This is a genomic window from Vagococcus allomyrinae (genome assembly GCF_017829975.1).
GTDB lineage: Bacteria > Bacillota > Bacilli > Lactobacillales > Vagococcaceae > Vagococcus_D > Vagococcus_D allomyrinae.
In genome coordinates this window covers 507,354-531,118 of the sequence record NZ_JAEEGA010000001.1, presented here as the reverse complement: position 1 = coordinate 531,118, position 23,765 = coordinate 507,354, and the positions used below count along the sequence as shown (strand labels likewise).

24 protein-coding genes are annotated in these 23,765 nt (G+C 39.2%); 7 read left to right on the top strand and 17 right to left on the bottom strand.

The genetic code is table 11. From position 1 onward, the window contains the following. Positions 1 to 26: 26 nt before the first annotated feature. Positions 27 to 533, bottom strand: coding sequence for a tRNA (uridine(34)/cytosine(34)/5-carboxymethylaminomethyluridine(34)-2'-O)-methyltransferase TrmL (gene trmL, locus I6N95_RS02375; RefSeq protein ID WP_209524731.1), 507 nt, complete (start codon positions 531 to 533; stop codon positions 27 to 29). A gap of 271 nt (positions 534 to 804) precedes the next feature. Beyond that, positions 805 to 1,656: a methyltransferase domain-containing protein gene (locus I6N95_RS02370; protein WP_209524813.1), complete on the bottom strand. Its 852-nt coding sequence runs from the start codon at positions 1,654 to 1,656 to the stop codon at positions 805 to 807. Positions 1,657 to 1,767: 111 nt separating this feature from the next. Here I6N95_RS02370 and I6N95_RS02365 point away from each other — a divergent pair, with 111 nt between their 5' ends. Then, the gene (locus tag I6N95_RS02365) at positions 1,768 to 2,406 is read left to right on the top strand and encodes a copper homeostasis protein CutC (protein ID WP_209524730.1); all 639 of its coding nucleotides are present in this window, start codon (positions 1,768 to 1,770) and stop codon (positions 2,404 to 2,406) included. Between the two features lie 121 nt (positions 2,407 to 2,527). Next, entirely contained in the window at positions 2,528 to 4,054 is a 1,527-nt protein-coding gene (locus I6N95_RS02360) for an AcpB/EbpR/MafR family transcriptional regulator (RefSeq protein ID WP_209524729.1), read from the top strand. Positions 4,055 to 4,064: 10 nt separating this feature from the next. Here I6N95_RS02360 and mgtE read toward each other — a convergent pair whose 3' ends face one another. Genes mgtE through yjbM form a run of 4 tightly spaced genes read right to left on the bottom strand, consistent with a single transcriptional unit; the run spans position 4,065 to position 7,908 of the window. Beyond that, positions 4,065 to 5,408 carry a magnesium transporter gene (gene mgtE, locus I6N95_RS02355; protein WP_430727522.1) on the bottom strand — a complete coding sequence of 448 codons (1,344 nt, stop codon included), beginning with the start codon at positions 5,406 to 5,408 and terminating at the stop codon, positions 4,065 to 4,067. A gap of 36 nt (positions 5,409 to 5,444) precedes the next feature. Then, positions 5,445 to 6,347 carry an RluA family pseudouridine synthase gene (locus I6N95_RS02350; RefSeq protein WP_209524727.1) on the bottom strand — a complete coding sequence of 301 codons (903 nt, stop codon included), beginning with the start codon at positions 6,345 to 6,347 and terminating at the stop codon, positions 5,445 to 5,447. Between the two features lies 1 nt (position 6,348). Next, positions 6,349 to 7,167: an NAD kinase gene (locus tag I6N95_RS02345; protein ID WP_209524726.1), complete on the bottom strand. Its 819-nt coding sequence runs from the start codon at positions 7,165 to 7,167 to the stop codon at positions 6,349 to 6,351. A gap of 24 nt (positions 7,168 to 7,191) precedes the next feature. Further along, a complete protein-coding gene (gene yjbM, locus I6N95_RS02340; protein ID WP_209524725.1) occupies positions 7,192 to 7,908 on the bottom strand; it encodes a GTP diphosphokinase in 717 nt (238 codons plus the stop codon). A gap of 302 nt (positions 7,909 to 8,210) precedes the next feature. Here yjbM and I6N95_RS02335 point away from each other — a divergent pair, with 302 nt between their 5' ends. Together I6N95_RS02335 and I6N95_RS02330 are read left to right on the top strand one after the other, a co-directional pair. Further along, complete coding sequence (locus I6N95_RS02335) at positions 8,211 to 8,801, top strand: CYTH domain-containing protein (protein ID WP_209524724.1); 591 nt, start codon at positions 8,211 to 8,213, stop codon at positions 8,799 to 8,801. A gap of 75 nt (positions 8,802 to 8,876) precedes the next feature. Further along, positions 8,877 to 9,530, top strand: coding sequence for a DsbA family protein (locus I6N95_RS02330; RefSeq protein WP_209524723.1), 654 nt, complete (start codon positions 8,877 to 8,879; stop codon positions 9,528 to 9,530). A 37-nt stretch (positions 9,531 to 9,567) separates the two neighbouring features. Here the strand turns inward: I6N95_RS02330 and pepF are convergent, their stop codons facing one another. From pepF to I6N95_RS02310, 4 genes are all read right to left on the bottom strand, one after another. Next, positions 9,568 to 11,376 (bottom strand): oligoendopeptidase F, encoded by a 1,809-nt coding sequence (gene pepF, locus I6N95_RS02325; protein WP_209524722.1) that lies wholly within the window; start codon positions 11,374 to 11,376, stop codon positions 9,568 to 9,570. 48 nt (positions 11,377 to 11,424) lie between these two features. Next, positions 11,425 to 12,618, bottom strand: a complete 1,194-nt coding sequence (locus I6N95_RS02320) for a competence protein CoiA (RefSeq protein ID WP_209524721.1) — start codon at positions 12,616 to 12,618, stop codon at positions 11,425 to 11,427. Positions 12,619 to 12,719: 101 nt separating this feature from the next. Beyond that, complete coding sequence (locus I6N95_RS02315; protein WP_209524720.1) at positions 12,720 to 13,985, bottom strand: NCS2 family permease; 1,266 nt, start codon at positions 13,983 to 13,985, stop codon at positions 12,720 to 12,722. Between the two features lie 238 nt (positions 13,986 to 14,223). Further along, positions 14,224 to 15,240, bottom strand: a complete 1,017-nt coding sequence (locus I6N95_RS02310; RefSeq protein WP_209524719.1) for a YeiH family protein — start codon at positions 15,238 to 15,240, stop codon at positions 14,224 to 14,226. A gap of 172 nt (positions 15,241 to 15,412) precedes the next feature. Between I6N95_RS02310 and I6N95_RS02305 the strand changes: the two genes are divergently transcribed. Together I6N95_RS02305 and I6N95_RS02300 are read left to right on the top strand one after the other, a co-directional pair. Continuing rightward, positions 15,413 to 16,300: a LysR family transcriptional regulator gene (locus I6N95_RS02305; protein WP_209524718.1), complete on the top strand. Its 888-nt coding sequence runs from the start codon at positions 15,413 to 15,415 to the stop codon at positions 16,298 to 16,300. A 71-nt stretch (positions 16,301 to 16,371) separates the two neighbouring features. Next, complete coding sequence (locus tag I6N95_RS02300; protein WP_209524717.1) at positions 16,372 to 17,076, top strand: beta/alpha barrel domain-containing protein; 705 nt, start codon at positions 16,372 to 16,374, stop codon at positions 17,074 to 17,076. A gap of 163 nt (positions 17,077 to 17,239) precedes the next feature. Here I6N95_RS02300 and I6N95_RS02295 read toward each other — a convergent pair whose 3' ends face one another. The 6 genes from I6N95_RS02295 to I6N95_RS02270 form a co-directional block, all read right to left on the bottom strand. Next, positions 17,240 to 18,082 (bottom strand): helix-turn-helix domain-containing protein, encoded by an 843-nt coding sequence (locus I6N95_RS02295; RefSeq protein WP_209524716.1) that lies wholly within the window; start codon positions 18,080 to 18,082, stop codon positions 17,240 to 17,242. Positions 18,083 to 18,408: 326 nt separating this feature from the next. Continuing rightward, positions 18,409 to 18,807, bottom strand: coding sequence for an effector binding domain-containing protein (locus I6N95_RS02290; protein WP_209524715.1), 399 nt, complete (start codon positions 18,805 to 18,807; stop codon positions 18,409 to 18,411). A gap of 62 nt (positions 18,808 to 18,869) precedes the next feature. Further along, complete coding sequence (locus I6N95_RS02285; RefSeq protein ID WP_209524714.1) at positions 18,870 to 19,781, bottom strand: helix-turn-helix transcriptional regulator; 912 nt, start codon at positions 19,779 to 19,781, stop codon at positions 18,870 to 18,872. A 50-nt stretch (positions 19,782 to 19,831) separates the two neighbouring features. After that, positions 19,832 to 20,203, bottom strand: coding sequence for an MmcQ/YjbR family DNA-binding protein (locus tag I6N95_RS02280; protein ID WP_209524713.1), 372 nt, complete (start codon positions 20,201 to 20,203; stop codon positions 19,832 to 19,834). Continuing rightward, a complete protein-coding gene (locus I6N95_RS02275) occupies positions 20,203 to 20,586 on the bottom strand; it encodes a VOC family protein (protein ID WP_209524712.1) in 384 nt (127 codons plus the stop codon). The genes I6N95_RS02280 and I6N95_RS02275 overlap by 1 nt, the downstream gene beginning before the upstream one ends. A gap of 26 nt (positions 20,587 to 20,612) precedes the next feature. Further along, positions 20,613 to 21,431, bottom strand: a complete 819-nt coding sequence (locus tag I6N95_RS02270) for a helix-turn-helix domain-containing protein (protein ID WP_209524711.1) — start codon at positions 21,429 to 21,431, stop codon at positions 20,613 to 20,615. Between the two features lie 312 nt (positions 21,432 to 21,743). On the opposite strand from I6N95_RS02270, the gene I6N95_RS02265 reads away from it, so the two are divergent. Then, positions 21,744 to 22,013 carry a YiaA/YiaB family inner membrane protein gene (locus tag I6N95_RS02265; protein WP_209524710.1) on the top strand — a complete coding sequence of 90 codons (270 nt, stop codon included), beginning with the start codon at positions 21,744 to 21,746 and terminating at the stop codon, positions 22,011 to 22,013. Positions 22,014 to 22,109: 96 nt separating this feature from the next. Here the strand turns inward: I6N95_RS02265 and groL are convergent, their stop codons facing one another. Further along, entirely contained in the window at positions 22,110 to 23,741 is a 1,632-nt protein-coding gene (groL, locus tag I6N95_RS02260) for a chaperonin GroEL (protein WP_209524709.1), read from the bottom strand. Between the last annotated feature and the right edge of the window lie 24 nt (positions 23,742 to 23,765).

Here is a 23,765-nt window from a genome sequence, read left to right as displayed (position 1 = left end):
ACTCCTTTCACTCGACCACCAAATAACTAATCCAATTTATCATGCTCGTAATGATGAGCCAGTTCCAAATTAGGAAACTCTTGCTGCCTTAACGCTTCATAAATCACTAACGCCGCTGTATTTGATAAATTTAATGAGCGAACGTGTTGGTCATTCATCGGAATACGCAGACAATCTGCTTCACGGCTACGCATAAATTCCTCTGGTAAACCAGTCGTTTCTTTGCCAAACATAAAATAGTGATCATTGTTATCATTATACGCTACCTCACTATACGTTCGGTGACCAAATTTTGTGATTAGATGCAACTCAATGTCAGGATGTTTCTCAAGAAAAGCCGCCAAGTTCTCATAATAGCTAATATCAACATCATGCCAATAATCAAGCCCCGCTCTTTTAAGTTGCTTATCATCCGTTGAAAACCCTAATGGTTCAATTAAATGTAGGGGACTATTCGTTGCTGCACAAGTCCTGGCAATATTTCCAGTATTCGCTGGTATTTGTGGTTCAAATAATACAATATGATTTGTCATGATGGTTCTCCTTTTACAGCATCAGGCTGAATTTGTTTCACTAAAAAGTCTTTCTTTTATTTTAAGGGATAAACTGATTTTAGGCAAAAAAAAGAACGTATCGGCTCGGTGTCATTTCACTGCGAGTCGCTACGTTAGTGAAGCTTTTTTCACTAACTTTTATCAGAACAGGAATCTGATAAAAACTATCGAAAAATAACTTTAAAACTACTATAACAAAAGGATTTCTCTTTTGCAACCTTATTTTGTAATTTTCAGATTTGTAAACGTTTTATTTACATCCAACCAATATTAAAAGGTCTATTGTGATTTTTTCAATTAATTGAGCCCGACTTTTTTGCAAGGATTCAGCTGACGCTCCCCAATGAAGTGGTGACATCTTGACTAAATCCATTTGTAACTCTTCAGAAACATCAAAGGTGTATGTTAAGTGCCTTTCTGAAATTAGGTTCATTTCTTCCGCAAATTTTCTGACAACTTTTTCATTTGAATAAGATTGTTTCGTCTGATCGTCTGCGTAAAAAGCCTGCCTTAATTCCCGTAAGTAGTTCGTTTCTGGCACAATTTTTATGACTTTCCCTCCAGGTTTTAATACCCGGTGAAACTCCCCATAGTGGCTTGGTGAAAATATATTGAGTAAATGACTTACGCTATCGTCATTAAATGGCAAGTTGGTTATATCTGCCACACACCAGAATGCCTCTGCTTCTTGTTCCGTCGCCAGAGCCACGCCATCTTTTGAAATATCAAAACCAATTTTAACTCCCGGTACATTTAAGTTGGCTAATTCGTTTAAAAAACTCCCCTCACCACATCCCATATCTACCAGTGTACTAACATGATCTTCAACTAAGAGATCCTTCATTATTGCGAGCAAAGGCTCATACAATCCTGCTTGAATCATCTTTTGTCGGTGACCCAGCATTTCCTTATCGTAGTCCGTCTTAACATGATGATCCAAAAAATGAAGCGTTCCTTTTTTAGATAAGTCATAATGATGATGTTGTTCACATCTCAATTGATAGTTTTGCGCACTGATCATCTTCTGCTGACATTTTGGACAACGAAATAAAGCTAACTGGTCGTGCAAAAATATTTGGCCACGATCGATTTTTTTTAACAACATCTCACTCGTTCCTTTCCGTGAATATCCTTACTTATCATAACATAATTTCAGTTAATTATATGATACAATAAACCGTGAGCATAATTTATTTACGGAAGGACGGTATTTATGTTAATTAAAGAATTTTGTGCTGAAAACTTTACCAATATTCCCGCGGCAATTACAGCAGGTGCCAAGCGAATTGAACTGTGTGATAATCTGGCGGTCGGAGGGACAACCGTTAGCTCCGGCGTTATGGAAGAAACGATCAACTATTGTCACGAGCGAGAGGTAGCTGTCATGACAATTATCCGACCTCGTGGTGGTGATTTTGTTTACAATGATACTGAACTAAAAATCATGCACACCGATTTAATCGAAGCAAAACGATTAGGAGCAGACGGGGTGGTCATTGGGTGTTTAACCGCTGATAATCACCTGGATGAAGAAGCAATGGAGCTGTTATTAGAGGCAGCAGACGGTCTTCAAATTACCTTTCACATGGCCTTTGACCAACTAAATCTAGCCGAACAACTGGCAGCAATTGATTGGTTATCTGAACATGGTGTCACACGCATTTTAACACATGGCGGTCCAGCTGGTACCCTCATTGAAGACAATTTTAGCCACTTGCAAACCTTGATTACCCACAGTCAGAATAAACTAACCATCCTGCCTGGTGGCGGTATTAACTATGAAAATAATCAAAAAGTCATTTCCGCTCTGAATGTCGCTGAAGTTCATGGTACCAAAATTGTTAACCTTTAAGGTTACCCGATTGTAGCACCATTCTATCTTGAAAAGCGTTTCACTTGTTAACTTCAGCATTTTCGGCTAAGCTAAAGACAACATTTACCCGATTTTCTTGTTGCGAAGGGAGTAACAAAAGATGGATCAACTATTAGAGAAACGAGAACGGCGAGATTTAAAAATTTTATCTCTCCTCTATTCAGAAGAACGTTGGTGGAGTGCAGAAGAATTGGCTCAAAGAAGCGATTGCTCTGTTGGAAGTGCCAATAAATCAGTTAGCTCATTGAGTCAAATGGCGGAGCATTTCGAGCACGCGTATGAAATTATCAGTCAAAAAAACCGCGGTATTATTTTGCTCGCCTCTTCCAACTATTCAATTTCTCGTTTGGAGAGTCTTTATTATCGAGAAACTATCAGCTATCAAATTATCGACAAAATATTCCAAAGTAATGACTTGACGATTGAAAAGTTAATGGATGATTTATTTTTATCCAAAAGCACGCTCTACCGCAAGTTAAAATCGATTGAGTTCATTTTCAATCAGAATAATCTGGAGTTAGATAAAAATACGTTAAAGCTAAAAGGTTCAGAAATAAATATCCGCGAATTTTTCTTTGTCTTTTATTGGTCAATTGTTAAATCTGAAGAGTGGCCTTTCACTAACATTAAAGAGGAGCTCTTTAGTTATCGTTTAAAAGAATTAAGCCAAGAAACGGGGTTAAGCTTGTCGTCCGTTGAATACATACAACTGCAATATCGTATGGCCATTAACTTTATCCAACATCAAAAAAAGCAGTTTATCACGGAGTTACCTGACATTGTTCAACTCGACCCTTATCGTTTAGCTTTTTTCAGTAAGATTGGTGAAGCTATGACCGCCAATGTTCCTCCGGCTCATAAAAGAATGGAATTTGACTACTTAGGTTTAATCTTTTCCACCTATCCATATATGCCTGATTCACCTGATGAAAATTATCTACAAAAAATCGTTGATTGGTACCAAAAAACCAACAGCTTGACCTACATCATTACCAATGATTTCTTAAACCAAATCATGGCTCGTTACCCTGAAGAGTCTCTTACCAAGCCTTTAAAACAGCCTAAAGTGATGTTTATGTTATTTTCAACAGCCAGCTATGCTCTGTTATTTCCTAATTTATTTATGCAAGACGAATTGACCAGCACTTGGCGCAAACAGTTGAAACGCTTCGAAAAACAAACACCAAACTTTTACCAAACGATTAAGGACATTGTCTATGGCATTCAGCAATCTGACAGATACAAAGGCAAATTGATGCACCCCTTTTACAGCTTGTATTCAATTTTAAGTATCTTTTCACAAAATTTTGATTTATATGCCTTTGAAAATACAATTAAATTGAAATTAATTTGTGCTGCTGATCCAATCAGTGAAAACACCTTAAGCGATATGCTTCGGACCCGTGTCAGTCAGAATGTGATCATCGCTAACAGCAATACGCGAGATGATGCAAAAGTTCACTACGATCTTTTGCTATCAGATATAAAATTTGCTGAAGGCCAAGGTCCGCTAGCCGACGAATCCTATATTTGGGATTTCCCTCCCTCCAATCGCGATTGGAATAATTTAGATACCATCTTAAACGACATCATCAAAAAAAAGCATCTAAAAAATGAGACTGTCTAAGTCTCTTTTTTTAGATGAAATATTGCATAAATAAACTTGCGATATTAAAATAAATTAGGACACTCGTCAAATCACTGAGGGTTGTTATAAACGGTCCACTAGCGACAGCCGGATCAAAGCCCAATTTATCCATTAACATCGGAATTAAACTGCCCGCTAAATTAGCCACAGTAATAGCGCAAATCATCGCCATTCCGATGACAAAGCCTAAAGGAAAATTCCGTTGCCAAATCCCCACAACAATGAATATTGTCACACCTGTCACAAGACCTGTAATCAAACCTGTCAAGACCTCACTTAAAATCAAGCTAAAGAAGCCACTGTCTTTATCATCTTTAACGGCTAAGCGACGAACAGCTACGGCCAAAGATTGAGTGCCGGCATTACCGGCAGTCCCAGTAATTAAGGAAATAAAGACAGCTAAGATGCTGGCTTCGCTCACCATTTCTTCATACCGACCAATCAGAGTCGCGGTTGACATTCCTAAAAATAATAGGGTAATCAACCACGGCAAGCGTTTAGACGCCGCTTTAAATGGGTTCTCACTCGATTCCTCAACGTCAACACCAGCCAAGCCAGAATAATCACTCGCAGCTTCGTCGTCAATGACATCAATAATATCATCAACGGTAACAATTCCCAACAGATGGTCTTCATAGTCTGTTACTGGAACAGCTAGGAAATCGTAATCACGAATTGTCCGAGCAACGTCTTCTTGATCATCTCCCACTTTGACAGAAATAACACGTTCACTCATCAAATCAGCAATCATCACATCATCGTCATTGATAATCAAATCTCTCAAAGAAATAACGCCCACCAGAACATTTTCCTGATCCACCACAAAAACATAATAAATCGTTTCAGCCGCTTTTGCCTCATTTTTGAGTAAATACATCGCAGAGCGAACAGTCTGATTCGCTACAATAGAAACGTACTCCGTGGTCATGATTGAGCCGGCGGTTTCATCTTCATAATGCAGCAATTCCTTAATTTCTCTGGCACTTTCAGGGTTCATCAAACTTAAATACTTAGCCTTACTCGTTTTATCCAACTGATTCAACGTATCAACTGCATTATCCGTGTACATCTCCGCTAACATGTCCGCCACATAACTCGGTTTCATCTCTGTTAAATATTCTTCAACGTCCTCTTCATCCTCTTCGATGACATCAAACATATCTGCCATCTCCTTAGGTGAGAGGTACGTGTATAAGCGTTGGCGTTCCCCTTCACTAAGAGATAAATAAAACTGACCTTGCTCGTAGATGTGTAAATCAAAAAACAATTCACGAAACTCATTTAAATGATCGGCTTGAAGATCTTGTAATAATTGAGCGTATTGTTCCTCAATAGTCGTTTGGTTATCACTCAACATATTCCCTCCAATCTATGGCCTTATTTGTGTCTCGTAAACGGTTCTCATATCGTCTGGTAATGGTAACCGCAAATCAATTAATTGACCGGTAAAAGGATGTTCAAAGACAAGCTGAGCACAGTGAAGTGCTTGCCGTTGAATGCCTTTCGCCATGTCACCATGATACATCTCGTCGCCTAACAATGGGCAACCAATGGCTTCAAAATGGACCCTGATTTGGTGAGTGCGACCAGTGTGTAGTTGAATATTGACCAAAGCAACTTCTTGGGCATGGGCTTGTGACCAATACTCGGTTTTAGCCTCTAAGCCAGATGGACCCGTTTGCCGTTTCAAAATGGACGTTAAATCCCGCTCTATTGGCAAATCGATGACGTCATGCTCCGCCAAATTGGCTAACTGCCCACCTACTAATGCTTGGTACTTTTTTATGATCGTCTTTTCCCGCAACGCTTTATCCAGCATAGCGTGAGCAAAACCATGCTTGGCGAATAACATAAGTCCCGTCGTATCTCGATCCAGACGTGTCACCACATGGATCACTCGATTAACCGAGTTTTTTTCTGTTACATAATGTTTCACGCGATTCGCCATAGTCCCATTAGGATGATACTGTGCCGGGATAGATGCTACATCTGAGGGTTTATTGACGACTAAAAAATGCTCATCTTCAAAAACAACGTCAATCGGCGTCGGATCCAGTAATAGGGTTTCATGCTCCCCTTCATCGGGAATCCTGATGCTTAAGAGATCCCCCTTGCAAAGCTGATACAACACATTTTCAACTTGCTGGTTGACCATAATGGTACCACCTTGAAACTTGATTTTTGCCAGTAAGCCCCGAGAAACTCCCTTGGTTCGAAGGTAGGCTTTTATTGGTTGACTGTCTTCTAAATCATAGGACCACGAAAACTGCATGCTATGCCTCTCCTTGCCTTTCCGGACTTTCTTCAATAAAGGCATCTTTCACGCGACGCCAAAAATGGGTGTGACGATATGAGGTAAAATGAATCCGTTCATCGGCAATCCGATATTGAATACTGGTAATACTTGATTGAGGTAAATTAAGTTGGTCAACAGATAGTAAATAATCATCTGCTGCCTGCAAATCAATGGTAATCCACTCATTATTGGCAATAATAATTGGAGAACCCAATGAGCGATACACCCGATTATTTAATGACGCAATCTGCGTCATCTGCAACGCATTCACTCGCGGGTGAAGGACAGCCCCTCCGACACTTTTATTGTAACCAGTAGAACCTGTTGGAGTGGCGACAGACAGACCATCACCTCTGAAACGCTCAAAAATTTCTTCTTTGATAAAAATATCGGCGACCATGGTCCGATTGATACGCTTAATGGTACACTCATTTAAAGCCAAAAAGTGTTGCGTTTCTTTTTGATCGTCAAAAAAGATGGTCACATCAAGTAACGGATAACTGACACTACTTCCTTCATCCTGCAACAAACTCTCCACTAATTCCTCTAATTCATAATCGCGCCAATCTGTATAAAACCCTAAATGTCCCGTATGAATTCCGACAAAGCGAATCTCATCCAGCATATGTGCATAACGGTGAAAAGCCGACAAAAGAGTCCCATCGCCACCAATTGAAATCACTATATCAGGTTTTTTCTCTTCTAATTGAATCTCTGTATCAGCTATCAACGCTTTTAAGCGTTCTGTAGCAAGCCGCGACTTCTCTGAGTGGTTGGCTATTATTGACACTTTCATCTCATTCACCTCCGAATATCTCTTTTAATCAAGGGGCTCCTCGAGCCTTCTTTGATCATTTAATTCTTTTAATAACTCACTTTCATGAAGCTTTAAGAAATCCTGATAATACAAATCATCCTGCTTGCCACGACCGTGTGAGAACAGATGCTGTGCTTCTTGAATTTCTTCGCGAATTTTCGACATTTCCTCATCCAATAGATTAGCTGCTTCCGATGCATTACGCAAACGTTCATTGATTTCCTGAGGAAACTCTCCTTGATATTTATAATTCAAAGAATGTTCAATTGTTGCCCAAAAATTCATGGCCAAGGTTCTGATTTGAATTTCCGCATAAATCTTTTTTTCACCAGTAATAATCTGTACCGGATATTCGATAATTAAGTGATAAGAGCGGTAACCACTCTCTTTCATATTAGTGATGTAATCCCGTTCTTGTACAACGGTCATATCCTTACGACTCCGAATTAAACGAACCACTTCATAGATATCGTCAACAAATTGACACATGATTCGCAACCCCGCGATATCTTGCATCTCACTCTCTAATTTGTCCATTGGGATGCCCCGTAGCTTTGATTTAATTTTGATGCTATCCGCCGGTTTAACACGGCCTGTCACAAACTCAATTGGGGCATGCTGATTTCTTTCTCTAAATTGCTTGCGGATTCCTTTTAATTTGATTTTCATTTCCGATACCGCTTGTTCATACGGTGCTAAAAACAATTCCCATTTTTCCATCCTAGCAACCTCATTTTCATTCTTAATTAACTTATTATCGCCACTAATTCAGTCAAATAAATAACGACCACTCTTTCCGCCAATAGATAACTTAGCGAAAAACTAATGGCTTATTGCCACAAGCTTTATTTTAGCATAAAATCCCAAAAAAAGTTAGTGCACTGGTAGTGATTTCCCTAAAGGACTCCTAATAGATGGTTATTATTTGACTCAAACTGAATTTTCAGGCAAACTATAAAGAAATGAGGCAATGGGATTGATCTCAGATAAATAAAACGACCATTAAAAGAAAGAGGTTAGCCATGGGCGAATCTATTGAAATTGAATATAAGAGCCTCTTAACGCAAGAGGAATATCAGCGACTGCTACAACGCTATGTCACTGATTCAAACAGCGGCTTCACCCAAACAAACGTCTATTACGATACCCCCGACTTCGCTTTAAAAGCTCTCGGCATGGGATTAAGAATTCGCTTGATGGCGACTAAAGCCGAATTCACACTAAAATCACCTTTACAAACAGGAGCAGGTTTGTTGGAAACTACCGATGAGCTCACTCTAGCAATTGCCGAACAGTTAGTAGCACGAGAACAACTTCCAACAGACGGGGAAGTGGTTAAAAAGTTAGCCCTCCTTGATATTCCTCTTGACCAGCTAGTGGTACATGGCCAACTGACAACCAAACGGATTGAGACTCCATTAACGCCAACGATTCTTCTCGTCTTGGATGAAAGCTGGTATCACGGAAAGCACGATTATGAACTAGAAATGGAAGTCAGCAATGCCCTAACCGGAAAGGATTACTTTGTGAAATTTCTAAATGAAAACGCCATTGACTACAAGGTAGCCAAAAATAAAATTGTACGTACATTTGACGCTAAAGTGTCTAGTTAAGACGTTTCATTTCAAATTTGCTTAATTTTCTGATACATTAGGAGTACGAAGAAAAGGAATTATGGGGGAATGGCTATGATTGAAATCTATTTGTTTATCCACCCTCTCTGCTCAGACAGTTTAGCATCTGAAAAGAGAATCCTGCAAATGATTCAAACTGAGCACAAAAAAGTACAATTTAAGTTTCTACCATTGCTCAATTTACAGAGTTTTCAACAATATTTACACACTCACCATTTGGAAACCATCGATATTCATGAGCGAAATCGCTTATTTGAAGATTCATACTCCGCAGCTTTAGACTATAAAGCCATGCAATTACAAGGAAAGAAAAAAGGAAGAGCCTTCCTTTTAGCACTGCAAGAAAGTATTTGCATCCAGCAAGTTGGTTATACCAACTTACTCGTTGATGATATTGTCACCAATATCGGAGGAGATTTAGCCATGTTTCGAGCCGATCGTTCGTCAACAATTGTTCGTGATTCTTTTATGTCCGATCAAGAAACGGCAAAAGAGATGAAGGTTTGTAAAAACACTTCTGCCGTTGTCTTTAACTACGCCTGCGATCGTGATTTTGGCGTGTTAATAGAAGAAGAACCTACTTCAGAAATTTTACACGAGCTGTTCAAAACAAATGAAAAAACCTGTTTTGACAATTACACTGAGCAATCAACTCAAATTAAGGCTTCAAAATTAAGTGATTATTGTTTACGGTTAATCGAAAATTAAAAAAAGAGTGAAAATCCTAGGATTTTCACTCTTTTTTTTATAAGCGATCAATCAGTTGCTCAAACTCGGTCAAACGCGTTTCAAACACTTTCATCGCCTCTTCTAGATACGTAGGCTGAGTCATATCTACACCTGCTTTTTTCATGACTTCGATTGGGAAATCACTGCTGCCAGCTTTCAAATAAGCTAAATAATTTTCAAGTGCCTGAGGTTCTTGATTAATAATTTTATTAGCTAAAGTTGACGCAGCCGAAAAACCGGTTGAATACTGATACACGTAATAATTATAATAAAAATGAGGTATTCTGGCCCATTCCACAGCAATTTCAGGATCACGAGCAACTGCTTCGCCGTAATACTCAGCGTTCAAATTACCATAGTACTCGCTCAGATACTCACTGGTTAATGGTACCCCTTTAGCATCTTCCGTGTGGATAAAATGCTCAAACTCAGCAAATTGAGTTTGACGGAAAATTGTTCCCTTAAATCCATCTAAATAGCGGTTTAAGACAAAGGCTCGTACTTTAGGATCTGTTTCTGTTGCCAGAAGGTGTTCCGTCAAGATATTCTCATTAGTAGTTGAAGCGATCTCCGCTAGAAAAATTGAATAATCCCCATAAACATAAGGCTGATTATTTCTAGTAAAATAACTGTGAACACTGTGTCCCATTTCATGAACTAAGGTGTACAACTGATCCAAACTATCATGCCAGTTCATTAAAATATACGGCGCAGTATCATAACAACCTGATGAATAGGCCCCACTGCGCTTGCCTTGATTCTCCACAATATCAATCCAGCGACTTTCAAAAGCTTCTTTAACCACTGCCATATATTCAGCACCTAATGGTTGTAATGCGACCAAAGCTTTTTCTTTAGCTTCTTCATAGGAGTAGCGAATGGGGGCATCTCCCAAAATAGGCGTGTATAGATCGTACATGTGCAAAGTATCAAGGTCCAACACCTTTTTGCGCAAAGCGACATAACGATGCAACAACGGTAAGTTTCGTTTAACCACATCTAACAGACTGTCGTACACTGCTTCTGGGATGTGATTGCTAGCTAAAGCCGCCGCACGTGCCGAACTATAATTACGGATTGTCGCTTTAAAATTATGAGTCTTAACGTGGCTGGATAACGTGGTAGCAAAGGTACTTTGAAATTGTTGATAGACGCTATACATCCCCTTAAACGCTTCTTCCCGCACTTCCGGTGTCGTGCTTTCAAGTAACTGACCATAAAGTCCATGAGACAATTGAACGCTCTCACCTTTTTCATTTTTAACTGTCGGGAATTTCAAATCAGAGTTATTTAAAATTGAAAAGGTCTTGCTTGAAGCGCCAAAAATTTCGCCTGCTCCAGCCAATAATGCTTCTTCTTTTTCCGTTAGGATATGCGGACGCTCACTTAATACATTCGTAATAAAGTGACGGTAACGCGCTAACTCTGGCACCAGTTCCACGTACGTCCAAATTGTTTCATCACTCAGTTGCAATAGTTCAGGCTCAAACCATGAAATAGCCTCACTAACTTGCGCTGCTAAACTACTGGATTTAGCATGTAACCCCTGATAAATAGCATTGGTGGTATCTTGATCATTTTTAAGATGAGAATAAACGTAAATAACTTCAAATTGCCTTGTCACTTCACCAATATACTCAATCGCCTGATAAAGTTCATTGGCCCCCTTGGCTAAGGTCCCTTTATACTTGGAGACTTCTGTTAGTTTATCAGAGACCGCCTGCATGGCTTGTTCAAATGCCTGATCATCTGCAAAAATCTTAGTTAAGTCCCATGTTTGGTTGACCTCAAGCTCTGCTCGTTTCGGTAATTGCTGTGCTTCCATTCTTAATCTGCCCCTCTCACACTTTTAGTAAACTTTATCGTTACTTAATCATGATAGCATATTTTGCCGTGGAATTGCCGAAATATGATTAGAGTTTGCCAGACGGTGTCTGACTTCTCGGGACCGCTCCTGCCCACTCATAAATACCTGGGGTAATTGCCTTAAACAAAAATAACCTTCTTGGTATACTAGGTAGTCGTAGTGAGATAACACCGCCAAGTAATCCCCTAGAAACAGACGTAAGTTCCTTTCCAAGGGCACCATAGGCATCACAAAATAGCTGGATTGAGACTGCTTAAAACTCAAGTAGAAGTCTTGAAAGAGATCAGAAAAAGTGGTTTTCGGGCTTTTTTTAAGCGTTTCCCAAACTAATAAACGCCACATAAGTACAGCCTCTTTCCCAAAAAGCGGTTGCGTAATTGGCAAAAAGAAACAAGTATCCAAGCCTCGCAAATGATGGCCTTGTTGATAGAGCAGATCTTGAATTGACAAGATCTGGCGATCTCTTCTCACGAGTCCCCGTTCAATTTTATCAAAGTAACTCAACAAAATCGCCTGTTGATCATATTCTCGTCTAATAAAAAGCTTACTGTGCTGTGGAAATTTAAACACACTTAATAGAGAAATGCTCCCCTTTTCCCATACTTTCCTTGAATAAAACGGCCGCTCATTTCCTAAAACCTCTTCCATGTGCAACAAACAAGCCAACCTCTCTTTATCGACATCTAACTCCCACAAATAGAAGCCTATCTGTTGCTGGTAAGCCAGACAAGACCGCTGAAATGCTGTCAGTCGCTTACCAACAAAAAAGTGTTTGCCTAATACCCAAACAACTCGGTAGCCATGGCGCTGATAGTTTTCCGTCCGCTCAATAAAACGGGGCAAAGACAAGGGGCTACACTGAAATTCAATGGCGATTTCCCCTGCTAAAAGCAAGTCTGGTCGCTGATTCAATTCTGGTAGATAAGCTTCTAGTTGATACTGCAGCTGAAATTTATCACACCACTGAGCCAATATTCGCTTGCCTTCTAAATGTTCCTCTGTCTCACCTTCGGAGAAATTTTGGCAAGCACTGTCTTTACGATGAGCAAAATGTGACTGTTTAACTAACCCATTCTTAATACTCAAGGGCATCCCGCAACTTTGGCACCACCATCTTTGATTGGTCAGTTTCGAAATATCCTGTTTTGATCGCCCCATCAAATTAACCCGCTCCCCATGATCATTATGGCCAATGTACATCAAAATTCCCCCTTTATAACCAGATACGGTTTTAGAGCAGAATTCCACTAAAAAAACAACGGCTTTCGCCGTTGAGTGTTAGTTTATAAGCAGCAGATGAGCTAAATCCAAACTTTAGCCACCAAGTAAAGTAAAAACAAAGACGAAATCACCCACATCGGCAATGAAATACTTTGGCGTTTTCCAGCGAATGTTTTGACTAAAGGATAGGCGACAAACCCAAAGGCCAAGCCATCGGAAATACTCATAGAAAAAGCCATCATTACAATCATTAAAAAGGCTGGAAACCATTCGCTTAAATCGGTCAGCTCAATATGACGGATGTTTTCCATCATCATACAGCCAGTGATGATAATCACTGGTGATAAAGCAGAACTAGGAATAAACGATAATAGTGGTATAGCAAAAACCGCAGCCAAAAACAACAAACCAACGGTCACAGCCATGGTTCCAGTTTTTCCTCCTTGTTGAATACCAGTTGAGCTCTCAGCGGCTGGAATCGTGGGACTGGTCCCCAACAGACTGGACAATAACATAATTATCCCATTCACTCGAAAAACTTTCTTAAATCCCGCTGGCGTGAGGCCAGTCAACAACCCATTAAACAGACCCATGGATTCAAAAATCAAAATCATCGACAGAGAAAACGTTCCTAAAATAAATTCTGTGGTGAACACTCCAGAAAAATCTAATTGCCCAACAATACTGGGATAATTTTTAATTGCTGATAACGAAAATAAATTTTCAGTTTTAGGTATAATTTGAAAGAGATTAGCGGCTAATGTCGTCAAGATAATGCCAATAAAAAAACTTCCTTGAATATTTTTTAGCAATAAAAATAGCGTAACTATCAACGATGCTAACGTTAATAATAAAATCGGGGATTGAAAAGAATTCAAGGTCATAAAAGTATGCTCCCCCCGAACAATAATCCCACCATTTTCCATGCCAACAATGACTAGAAAAATGCCAATGCCGGCCGTAATACCATGTTTTAAACTATCTGGAACTGATTCAATCAACAGTTGCGTCAGTCGTGTATAGGCCACTATCAGATAGACCAGACTGGCGCAGAAACTAACTGCCAACGCTTCTTGCCAACTCATTTTAAGAGAATAGACTAACGTATAGGTAAAAAACGAATTAACTCCCATACCTGTGGTAATCACAATCGGCACTTTGCCGATCAGCCCCATGGCTAAACAACCGATAATCGAGATAAAGATGGTCCCAAAAACACTGAGCTCTGCTGGAATCCCTGCTTCAGCTAAAATCATTGAATTAACAATGATGACATAGGAAATGGCAAAGAAAGAGGTTAAACCTGCCAATATTTCTTTTTTCACATCGACATTTTTTTCAATCATAATCACTTGCTCCTTTATTTTTCACTAAAAAATCTTTGCTATCAGAAACGTGTCTTTAGCGACAAAAATAGACATGCACACAAAAAAGTATAGACGGGTAGCTTGTTGCCCACCCACCTATACATAAAGATTTTCCATATGAAATTGTTAACTGATCGATATCTAATGTATCATCAAATCTTGCGGAAAGCAAGCGCTAACTACTTGTTTATAAAAAAACAACAGCACTCTAGCTCGTCTACTTAATCAATAAAAAAATGAGAATGATGGCCACTGCCACTTGGCTTAGACCAATTGTTCCTCCTAGAGCCATCGCTTTTGGCCCCTCTTTGACTAAATCTCTAAATTTCACACGCATGCCAATTCCCGCTAACGCGATAATTTCAAACTGACTACTGACTTTTTTAGCAATGAGTGACACCCCATCTGGAATATTACCAAAAGAGATCACCAAACAAAAAACAAAGAAAACCGTAATAAACCACGGTATACCTACCTTAGCTCTTTTCTTCCCCTCACCCTTCTCAAACAGGCCACCTTGATCCGATGTATTCATTCTCGAAAAACTTAAAGCAACGACAACCAATAAGATAATTCGTAAAATTTTAAAGATAGTCGCGAATTGGGTCACGTCCTCATTTACTAACTTACCTGAAGCGATAACCTGACCAATCGATTGCAAAACGCCACCAATCATGGCACTTGTTGGCATGGTCTGATGCTGATACAGAAAACTGGTGATCACGGGCAAGCCAACCATTAAAATAGTGCCCGTCAAATTGACAATGGTGATCGAAATCCCCTTGTCCTTTTCATCAGCCTCTATAATTGGACTTATGGTCCCGATTGCCGACGAGCCACAAACCGCATTGCCTGCACACATTAACAAAGAAAACTTCCGCCCAAAACCAAACCACTGACCCCATTTATACGCTAAGATAATGGTTAACGTCATCTGTAAAACAATAAAGCTAATCCCTCGCCAACCAACACCCATTACATCGGTAATATTTAAGGTTAACCCGGTCAAGGCAATTGAATACTCTAATAGTTTACTTTCAGAAAATCGGACGCCTTTTGCAAAACTTTCACGATTTAAGAATGTGTTGCCGCACAGTATCCCCAATAAAATTGCAAACAACGCTGCTCCTATTTGAGGAACAAAACTGCCAACTACTTGGGCTACTATGGCAATTACTAAACAAACAATAAAACCTTGCCATCGGTCTTTAAGCCAACTCACTATTTTTTCCATCTACGCACTCCCTGAACACTACTCTTTTCATCCACTTCACTTTTTGTCACTACCCCCATCCAAACACAACGATTGGACGATTTTTACTACAATTAGCATAACATGAAACTGGAATAAAATGAAATTATCACTTATAATACCTCTATAACCACAGCTTATAAAGGAGGGTCTAATGTTAGATTATCGTTACCAAACGTTTCTCGTGCTTTGCGCTGAACGAAATTACACAAAAACTGCCGAAAAGTTATTTATTACCCAACCAGCTGTCACCCAACATATTCAGTGGTTGGAGCACAAGTATCAAACCAAGCTTGTTTCTTATCAAAATCGAGAGATTCGTTTAACTAATAAAGGTCAGTTACTATACCGTTACTTACAGAATCTACAAGCACAAATCAAAAAAATAGAGACTAATTTAACCCATAGAGAGACTGCTAATAAAGACCTTAATTTTGCAACAACCCTCTCGATTGGAGATGAGTTATTACCCCGAATTGTTCAAGCCTTTGCTCAATCTGATCCCAAATTGAACATCTCTTGTTTAGTCGAAAACACTCAACAAATTTTACAACAGTTACGAACTGGCGATATTGACTTCGCACTCGTCGAAGGAAACTTTCCCAAGCAAGAGTTCGCTCACTATGAACTGTCTTCTCAGCCATTCATCGCCATCGCCTCAACTCAAAGTTCCTATCAAATTGGCGAAAACTATCACATCTCAGACCTGCTATCCGAGACCCTTATCACACGAGAAAAAGGCTCGGGTTCACGAAAAATTCTCGACAATTTATTGGCTGAGCAAAATTATGCAGTGGACGACTTTTCTCGCTTATTAGAATTAGGTAGTTTAAACAGTATTAAAGAACTAGTAAAAAATAATTTAGGCATTGCCTTTCTTTACGAAGAAGTCGTCAAAAAAGAACTAATTGACCAGACCTATCAAAAAATTAACATTCAGCAGTTGGAAACGTCTCATAGTTTTTACTTTATTTATTTGAATGGGAGTCTGTTTGAGCCCGAATTCACCCATATTTTCGACTTGATTAAATCATTAAACTAGTTCAAACTATCTTTTTAGATTCTGTCTGCGTTATAATAACAGTATCAAATTTATCACTTAGGAGGACTCTCATGACTGAACAAAAAGCACCCCTTGAAATTCCTGAAATCATGACTGATTTAAGAAAAGATATTATCAAAGTACCACCAGTTATTCGTCAATGTAGCGGTATTAGAATTTTTGGTCGCCGGATAAAATCCATCGTATATTCCACGGATATTGCGATTATTCGTAATATCGATGCAGATGCAGTCATTGCTGTTTATCCGTTCACCCCCCATCCGACCATCACTAAAAGTATTACCGAAGCAGCAGATATTCCCGTTTTTTCTGGTGTAGGTGGCGGCTTAACTCAAGGAAAACGTTCTGTTCAAATGAGTATTTTTGCCGAATCACAAGGTGCGATCGGCGTTGTCGTCAACGCTCCAACACCTAAAGAAACCATCCAAGACATCGCAGATGTGGTTGACATTCCAGTTGTAGGAACCATTACGTCTTTATTTACGGATGTGGAAGAACGGCTACAAGCTGGCGTTTCTATTCTCAACGTAAGTGGTGGAAAAGATACTGCCAATATTGTTCGCAAAATTCGTGAAGACTACCCTAAAATCCCAATTATTGCGACAGGTGGTCCCACTGAAGAAGCCATTCTTGAAACCATCCAAGCTGGTGCTAACGCCATTACTTACACCCCGCCTTCAAATGGCCAGCTGTTCAGCAAAAAAATGGACGTTTATCGCGACAAAGAAAAACAAGAAGCTACCTCCCAAGACTAGTGACTCAACGAAGCATTCAGCTATATACATCATGTTAAATAATCAAACATATAGTTCCATTGGATAATTAATTAATGGGAACTATATAAAGTCAAAATCAGCTAAAGAGACTGTTAGCTGATTTCCTATAGTTAAAAAGAACCGACCTCAAGGTCGGTTCTTTTTAACTAGCATAGTCGACTAATTTGTCTAAAGTATCAGAAATCTCCACTATTTCAATCGCTTCATCCATCCGTCCTAAATCTTTCAGCACAATTCCTTTTAACATATAAAGATCACTTAAACGGTAATAACTCTTCTTTTTTTGACTCCATAAAATCCCTTGTTCAATGTATTCTAGCGCTTCTTCATATGTTTTCAAATCAACAAAGCTTGCAGAAATATTGTAAAACACCTTAATTAAATCCACTTTTTCTCTTTTATTGATATCGTTGTAAAATTGAGCAATACTCCGCTTCATAAAGGATAAACCTAATTCAAATTTGCCTTGATTGTAATAAACAGAACCAATTTCACTCAATAACATTACCTCTAAATCGGTGACATACGTCTTTTTTCGATTATAAGTATAATTCAAGCCATCTTGTAAGACAGTCAAAGCTTCAGCAGAATTAGGATTCAAATAACTTAAAGCACACCCTTTATAATACGCGTACTCCTGCAACTCTAATTTAGTTTTAAATAAAGTCTTGTCTTGCTTTTCAATTTCATCAATCGTTTCGGTTAATTCCGTTATTTTTTTACTGTGTTTATATTGTCTTAGTAACTCCAACCAATTATTAGCTGGTGCTTTACTTATTTCTTCACGAGTCAACACATAATTAACAGAGACATTCAACCTTTCACATAACTTTTGCATCACCAGAACATTGGGCACGACATCATTATTTTCAATTCGGCTTAACATTCCTTGAGAACAGATATCTTCTGCTAGTTCACCTTGTGATAAAAATCGATTGGTACGTAATTCTTTAATAACAGTGCCATAAGTAAGTGAGTTGTACATTGTTCCATCTCCTTTTTCTGTGTTGTTTTATTTATTACTTCTTACACAGTATAAAATGAAAATGCATGTAACTGGTCTCATTTTTTCAGAAAATAACCACACTTTTTGAGACAAACCCCTTGATTACCAACAGATTTGCCTGTTTATCTACCTCATTTTTTAAACTTTTCGAACACAAACACTATCACCATCAAGATATTTTTTTAAAACGCACAACAAATAAATGATCGATTAATGATCAGACTTGTGAAAAAAACATCAAAAAAGGACGAAACCAACTTCGTCCTCACGATAATTCACTTAATTTTTCTCTGTAAGTTTATCTTTTATGAGTGAATTCCTAAAAAAATCTCAATAGAACCATCTGTTGCGTATTTTTCATAATCAAATTTGTATGAGCGACTTAAGTCCCCCTGCTCCTCCAACGCCCAAATCCTCTGCCAAGTTTGATAAACAGCCCGCTCTTGTGATGTATCCACTGGAAACACCTGATACATCGCTCGATCATCAATCATCAAAAAAGCCCCTTCCTCTCCCGCCTCACATGCAATAGACAACGTATAATCTCCTTTATAATCACTTTCATATGCATGATAAACACCATAAAGCGGCATCTTTTGAGTCAATTTTGCTTGAGCCTCTCCCCAAACGCCTTGTATTTTGGTGGTCATCTCTGGATCATTAACATTATTCGTGCGAACACTTGCTAACTCATTTAGTTTCATCGTCAATCACTCTTCCTTTCTTCTTCATTATAAAAAAACTAAGCTGACATCTGTTTGTCAGCTTAGTCTAAATAATTATTTTTCATCGCCTCAATTGCGCGAAGATGGGCCTGCCTTAAAGTTTCTGGCGCAATCACTTTGACTGAGTCACCAAACATCAGCAAGAATGGCAATAAATTTTTCTCTTTGTCTTCTTCAAAAGAAACCTGAATAGCGCCACTTTCCAACGGCCTCATGTCCTCATCCGTAAAAAAATCATAAAGCTTCCCTAATTGATTAGCTGAAAAATGGCACTCTACTAGCTCCTTTTCTATTTCCTTACTAGCCTGTAGCTGGTTTAAAGGGACCGTTTGCTGCTCATCTAACACTTGTATATGGCGAATACGCGTCAATTTAAACATTCTGTCTCTCTGACGCAACTCGCAAAACGCTAACAAATACCAACTGCCATTTGATAACCGTAGCTGCCAAGGATTTATTTTACGGGAGGTTTTTTGCCCATCAGCTGATACATAATCTATCTGTCCTTTATGTTTAGCAGCAATGATTTTATCCAAACAGACTAACTTGGCTTTTGTTTCATCCTCTATCTGTTTCCGATGCAATGTCGCCTGTTCTAGGCTAACGTGATAATCCGCAGGTTCGCTCATAACTAATAACCGCAGCTTATCGATAATGCCTCTTCCCATTACGGTTTCCGTCAGTAGCTCTTCCTGCATATTCAAGACATTCAATAACCACGCCTTTTCAACTTCTGAAAAGGTGTAACTATGCAATTTGAACCCATCCATCAATTGATAGCCACCTTCATTGCCATGATGCGCAATAACTGGGAAACCTGCATTCTCCAGCGTTATCATATCCCGATAGATGGTTCTCTGAGAAACCTGAAAATGCTGAGACATTTCTTTTGCCGTCATCTGTCTACGACTAAGTAGCAGGACGATTAACCCCAGTAAACGCTCCGTCTTCATTCTATTCCTCCATTATGCTCCCCAGCCAGCTAGTTTCAACTCTGATTTAATCAACATGATTCCACCAAACTTTTTTGAAGCTTTTTTGGCAATTTGGCCACGACTAACTCGTATGACTGTTTTAAGTGAGCTAACAACTCGTCATTACTAAAGGTTGATTGAGCCAGTAAAATTGAATTCCAATGAGTTTTATTCGTATAATACCCCGGCACAACAAAAGAGTATTGTTCCCGAAATTCCTCATTGCTTGTTGGTAACCCCTTTACAGTCATTACCAAATCCCCAGCCTTCGTCTCACCAATCATACAGAAAAATTTCTCCTTAACTTCAAAATATTCGCATTCCCAAGACTCTCGATAGCTAATTTTAACACCTGGCCATTGCTGACTTTCTGCCTGCAAATAAGCAACCAGTTCTTCCATTATTTGGCCTCCAAATCAGCAAATAGACTAAGCAAATTACCATCCAGATCTTTAATAATCGCGTAACGTTGTCCCCAGAACGCATCCCAAGGTTCTTTAAAGACCTCATAGCCGGCTTCTTTCATTTTGGCAACCACCTGATTTACATCTGCCGGTCCATCACATAAGAAAGCCAACTCGATCCGCTCCCCCTGGCTTGCCGGAGGAAACCCATAAATCCCCTCAATCATCTCTTGCGTATTTAATGAAATTCTTACTCCTTGATTACTCAGTTCCACATAGGCTTGATTCGGATCACCTACTACCGTAAAGCCTAACGTTTCGTAAAACGTAATCGCTTTAGACATCTCGCTAACAATAATCCCGACCATATCTAGTTTCATTATCTCCACCTCTTTCGTTATAAATACTAGTTTATCTTGTCATTTAGTTCATGTCTTGGATAATTGCGACAGCTCTGACGTACCTCACTGGGAGTTAGACCGCTAATTACTTTAAAACGGCGATTATAATGAGCTTGATCGCAGTATCCATGACTTAGTGCTACATCACTTAAACTTCTTGCTGGGTTTATCAGCATGCTTTTTAAGGCCTTCTGAAAACGCAAAATATCATAAGCCTCATAAGGTGAGAGACCGGTCTCCTCTCTAAATATCCGCTGGATCGTGCGCTCAGATACGACCTCTTTGCAAATTATTTCCCGGTAATCCACCATTTCTAGACTGTTTTTGATGATATTTTTTATTAAACTAGAGGAACTTGTCTGTTCGGTCGATAGCTCCTTTAAAAAAAACTCATTAAAACTACTAATTAGTTGGCAACATGTTAGCCCCATTTCCATCGCCATCATTAAGTGTTTAGAAAAAGGCGCAAACCCGTCCCACTCAACCAACAGCTGATCCTTGGTTTGGCTTAAATTATTCGGCAACCAATTTCTCAAGGAACTTAAATAAAATCTGATTCCTAACGTCACTTCAGATGATTGATCGATCGAAAGAAAGTAACGAGTATTTGGACCACTATACCGCAACTGTTTCAACTTCATCTCTGGGGTAAACGTCATAATAAAATCCGCACACAAATCTGGAATAATCCGTGATTCAATTTCATTCATCTGTGGCAAACTCACCCAATAACAATCAATTAACCGTTGAAGGGGTAAGGCAGGTTTCACTTCATAGTAATGACTCGTCCCTTCGTGCCAAATAACCGGCTTAAATTCCGCCATGTCGATCCCCTCCTTCTGATTATTATAAACGATAAACCTCATCTTTGCCTACTTAAGCTTATTAAATAAGAGAAAAACACCTTTTACCTAAAATCACTTTCCTTTGATAGACTCAAAGTCCCTTAGTCGATTTTTTAATTAATCTCGACTGACTGATAGCGCCTAATCAGTCAAGTCAGTCAAAAAAAACAATTAAATAACATTTATACTAACAATTAGGAGCATTTTAAGGTATGATTGATGATGGAACAAATTTCGCTGATAGCATTTAGCGACGTTAGTTCACGAAACGATTATTTTTTGGAGGAATTTATGAAAAAGAAAGCATACCGCAATTCACCCGCTTTTATCTTTCTGAGCTGGGGATCTTTTGCCTTTTTTGTGGCATTGATGATGATTGGACTTTACACATTGAAAGAGCCACTAATGGTAAAAGGGTACTATTTAATGGGCTCGGTTGGCCTGATCTCTTCTTCGTTCACTTTGGCAAAAGTCATTCGTGACAATCAAGAAGATGAGGATCGCTACAATACGTTATTCCGAGCGACAACAGAAGAAGATGAAGCGAACAACATTAAATAGTAACCCCTAGGTGAAGTTCCCACCATATAACTTACTGGGCACGCACAAAAAAAATAAGCTACCTCACATTACGAGGTAGCTTTTTTGGTTGGGCTGTTACATCATACCGCCCATTCCTCCCATACCTGGATCCATACCAGGCATTGCAGGGGCAGCTGGTTCTGGTTTATCAGCAATAACAGCTTCTGTTGTTAAAATTAAAGCTGCAACACTTGCGGCGTTTTGTAGCGCAGAACGAGTCACTTTTGTCGGATCAACAATACCAGCGTCGATCATGTTTACCCATTCATCCGTTGCGGCATTAAAGCCTACACCAATTTCAGCTTGTTTTAATTTATCCACAACGACTGATCCTTCATGACCAGCATTGTCAGCAATTTGACGAATAGGTTCTTCCAGGGCACGCAAGACGATGTTGATTCCTGTTTGTTCATCACCTTCTGCTTTTAATTCAGCCACTTTGTGAGAGACATTAACTAAAGCAGTCCCACCACCAGAAACGATACCTTCTTCAACAGCTGCACGTGTAGCGTTTAACGCATCTTCAATACGTAATTTTAATTCTTTTAGCTCTGTTTCAGTGGCAGCACCGACTTTAATAAGGGCAACCCCACCTGATAGTTTAGCCAAACGTTCTTGTAATTTTTCACGATCAAAGTCAGAGGTAGTGTCAGCAATTTGCGAACGAATTAAGCCAACACGATCTTCAATGGCTTGCTTATCGCCAGCCCCTTCAACAATTGTTGTGTTATCTTTATCCACAACCACCGTACGAGCTGTTCCCAATGCATCGATTGTGGCATCTTTTAATTCTAATCCTAAATCTTCAGTAATTAATGTACCACCAGTTAGAACAGCAATATCCTCTAACATTGCTTTACGGCGATCCCCAAAACCAGGAGCTTTAACAGCCGCTACATTGAATGTCCCACGAATTTTATTCAATACCAATGTTGGCAATGCTTCACCATCAATATCATCGGCAATGATTAAAAGTGGTTTATTTTGTTGTAAGATTTGTTCTAATAATGGTAAGATATCTTGAATATTTGAGATTTTTTTATCTGTAATCAAGATATAAGGGTTCTCTAAAACAGCTTCCATCTTATCATTATCGGTTACCATGTATTGTGATAAGTAACCACGATCAAACTGCATACCTTCCACTACATCTAATTCTGTTTCAATCCCTTTAGACTCTTCAATGGTAATGACGCCATCATTGCCTACTTTATCCATCGCTGCAGACACTAATTCACCAACGCGCTCGTCACCAGAAGAAACTGCCGCAACTTGGGCAATTGATTCCTTGGAATCAACTTTAACAGAAATAGCATGTAATTCTTCCACAGCTGCTTTGGTTGCTTTTTCAATCCCACGACGAATGCCAATTGGGTTAGCGCCAGCAGTAACGTTTTTAATACCTTCACGAACGATAGCTTGCGTTAACAAAGTTGCCGTTGTCGTACCATCACCAGCAATATCATTAGTTTTTGATGCCACTTCTGAGACAAGCTTAGCACCCATATTTTCAAAGTGATCTTCCAATTCAATTTCTTTTGCAATTGTCACACCATCATTTGTGATTAAGGGTGAACCATATGATTTTTCTAACACCACGTTCCGACCTTTTGGACCTAATGTTACTTTTACCACGTCAGCTAATGTATCAACACCTTTAACCATTGCTGCACGTGCGTCTACTGAAAATTTAATATCTTTAGCCATTATTTCTTTCACCTCATCTAATAT

Bases quoted from the DNA above. Each gene is read 5' to 3' on its own strand.
- I6N95_RS02350 (WP_209524727.1), bottom strand. From the start codon at position 6,347: ATGCAGTTTTCGTGGTCCTATGATTTAGAAGACAGTCAACCAATAAAA.
- pepF (WP_209524722.1), bottom strand. From the start codon at position 11,376: ATGGAAGCACAGCAATTACCGAAACGAGCAGAGCTTGAGGTCAACCAA.
- I6N95_RS02360 (WP_209524729.1), top strand. From the start codon at position 2,528: ATGGATCAACTATTAGAGAAACGAGAACGGCGAGATTTAAAAATTTTA.
- I6N95_RS02330 (WP_209524723.1), top strand. From the start codon at position 8,877: ATGATTGAAATCTATTTGTTTATCCACCCTCTCTGCTCAGACAGTTTA.
- I6N95_RS02290 (WP_209524715.1), bottom strand. From the start codon at position 18,807: ATGAAACTAAATGAGTTAGCAAGTGTTCGCACGAATAATGTTAATGAT.
- yjbM (WP_209524725.1), bottom strand. From the start codon at position 7,908: ATGGAAAAATGGGAATTGTTTTTAGCACCGTATGAACAAGCGGTATCG.
- I6N95_RS02345 (WP_209524726.1), bottom strand. From the start codon at position 7,167: ATGAAAGTGTCAATAATAGCCAACCACTCAGAGAAGTCGCGGCTTGCT.
- I6N95_RS02305 (WP_209524718.1), top strand. From the start codon at position 15,413: ATGTTAGATTATCGTTACCAAACGTTTCTCGTGCTTTGCGCTGAACGA.
- I6N95_RS02315 (WP_209524720.1), bottom strand. From the start codon at position 13,985: ATGATTGAAAAAAATGTCGATGTGAAAAAAGAAATATTGGCAGGTTTA.
- I6N95_RS02280 (WP_209524713.1), bottom strand. From the start codon at position 20,203: ATGGAAGAACTGGTTGCTTATTTGCAGGCAGAAAGTCAGCAATGGCCA.
- I6N95_RS02310 (WP_209524719.1), bottom strand. From the start codon at position 15,240: ATGGAAAAAATAGTGAGTTGGCTTAAAGACCGATGGCAAGGTTTTATT.
- I6N95_RS02295 (WP_209524716.1), bottom strand. From the start codon at position 18,082: ATGTACAACTCACTTACTTATGGCACTGTTATTAAAGAATTACGTACC.
- I6N95_RS02265 (WP_209524710.1), top strand. From the start codon at position 21,744: ATGAAAAAGAAAGCATACCGCAATTCACCCGCTTTTATCTTTCTGAGC.
- I6N95_RS02275 (WP_209524712.1), bottom strand. From the start codon at position 20,586: ATGAAACTAGATATGGTCGGGATTATTGTTAGCGAGATGTCTAAAGCG.
- I6N95_RS02320 (WP_209524721.1), bottom strand. From the start codon at position 12,618: ATGTACATTGGCCATAATGATCATGGGGAGCGGGTTAATTTGATGGGG.
- I6N95_RS02300 (WP_209524717.1), top strand. From the start codon at position 16,372: ATGACTGAACAAAAAGCACCCCTTGAAATTCCTGAAATCATGACTGAT.
- I6N95_RS02270 (WP_209524711.1), bottom strand. From the start codon at position 21,431: ATGGCGGAATTTAAGCCGGTTATTTGGCACGAAGGGACGAGTCATTAC.
- trmL (WP_209524731.1), bottom strand. From the start codon at position 533: ATGACAAATCATATTGTATTATTTGAACCACAAATACCAGCGAATACT.
- I6N95_RS02285 (WP_209524714.1), bottom strand. From the start codon at position 19,781: ATGAAGACGGAGCGTTTACTGGGGTTAATCGTCCTGCTACTTAGTCGT.
- groL (WP_209524709.1), bottom strand. From the start codon at position 23,741: ATGGCTAAAGATATTAAATTTTCAGTAGACGCACGTGCAGCAATGGTT.
- I6N95_RS02335 (WP_209524724.1), top strand. From the start codon at position 8,211: ATGGGCGAATCTATTGAAATTGAATATAAGAGCCTCTTAACGCAAGAG.
- I6N95_RS02365 (WP_209524730.1), top strand. From the start codon at position 1,768: ATGTTAATTAAAGAATTTTGTGCTGAAAACTTTACCAATATTCCCGCG.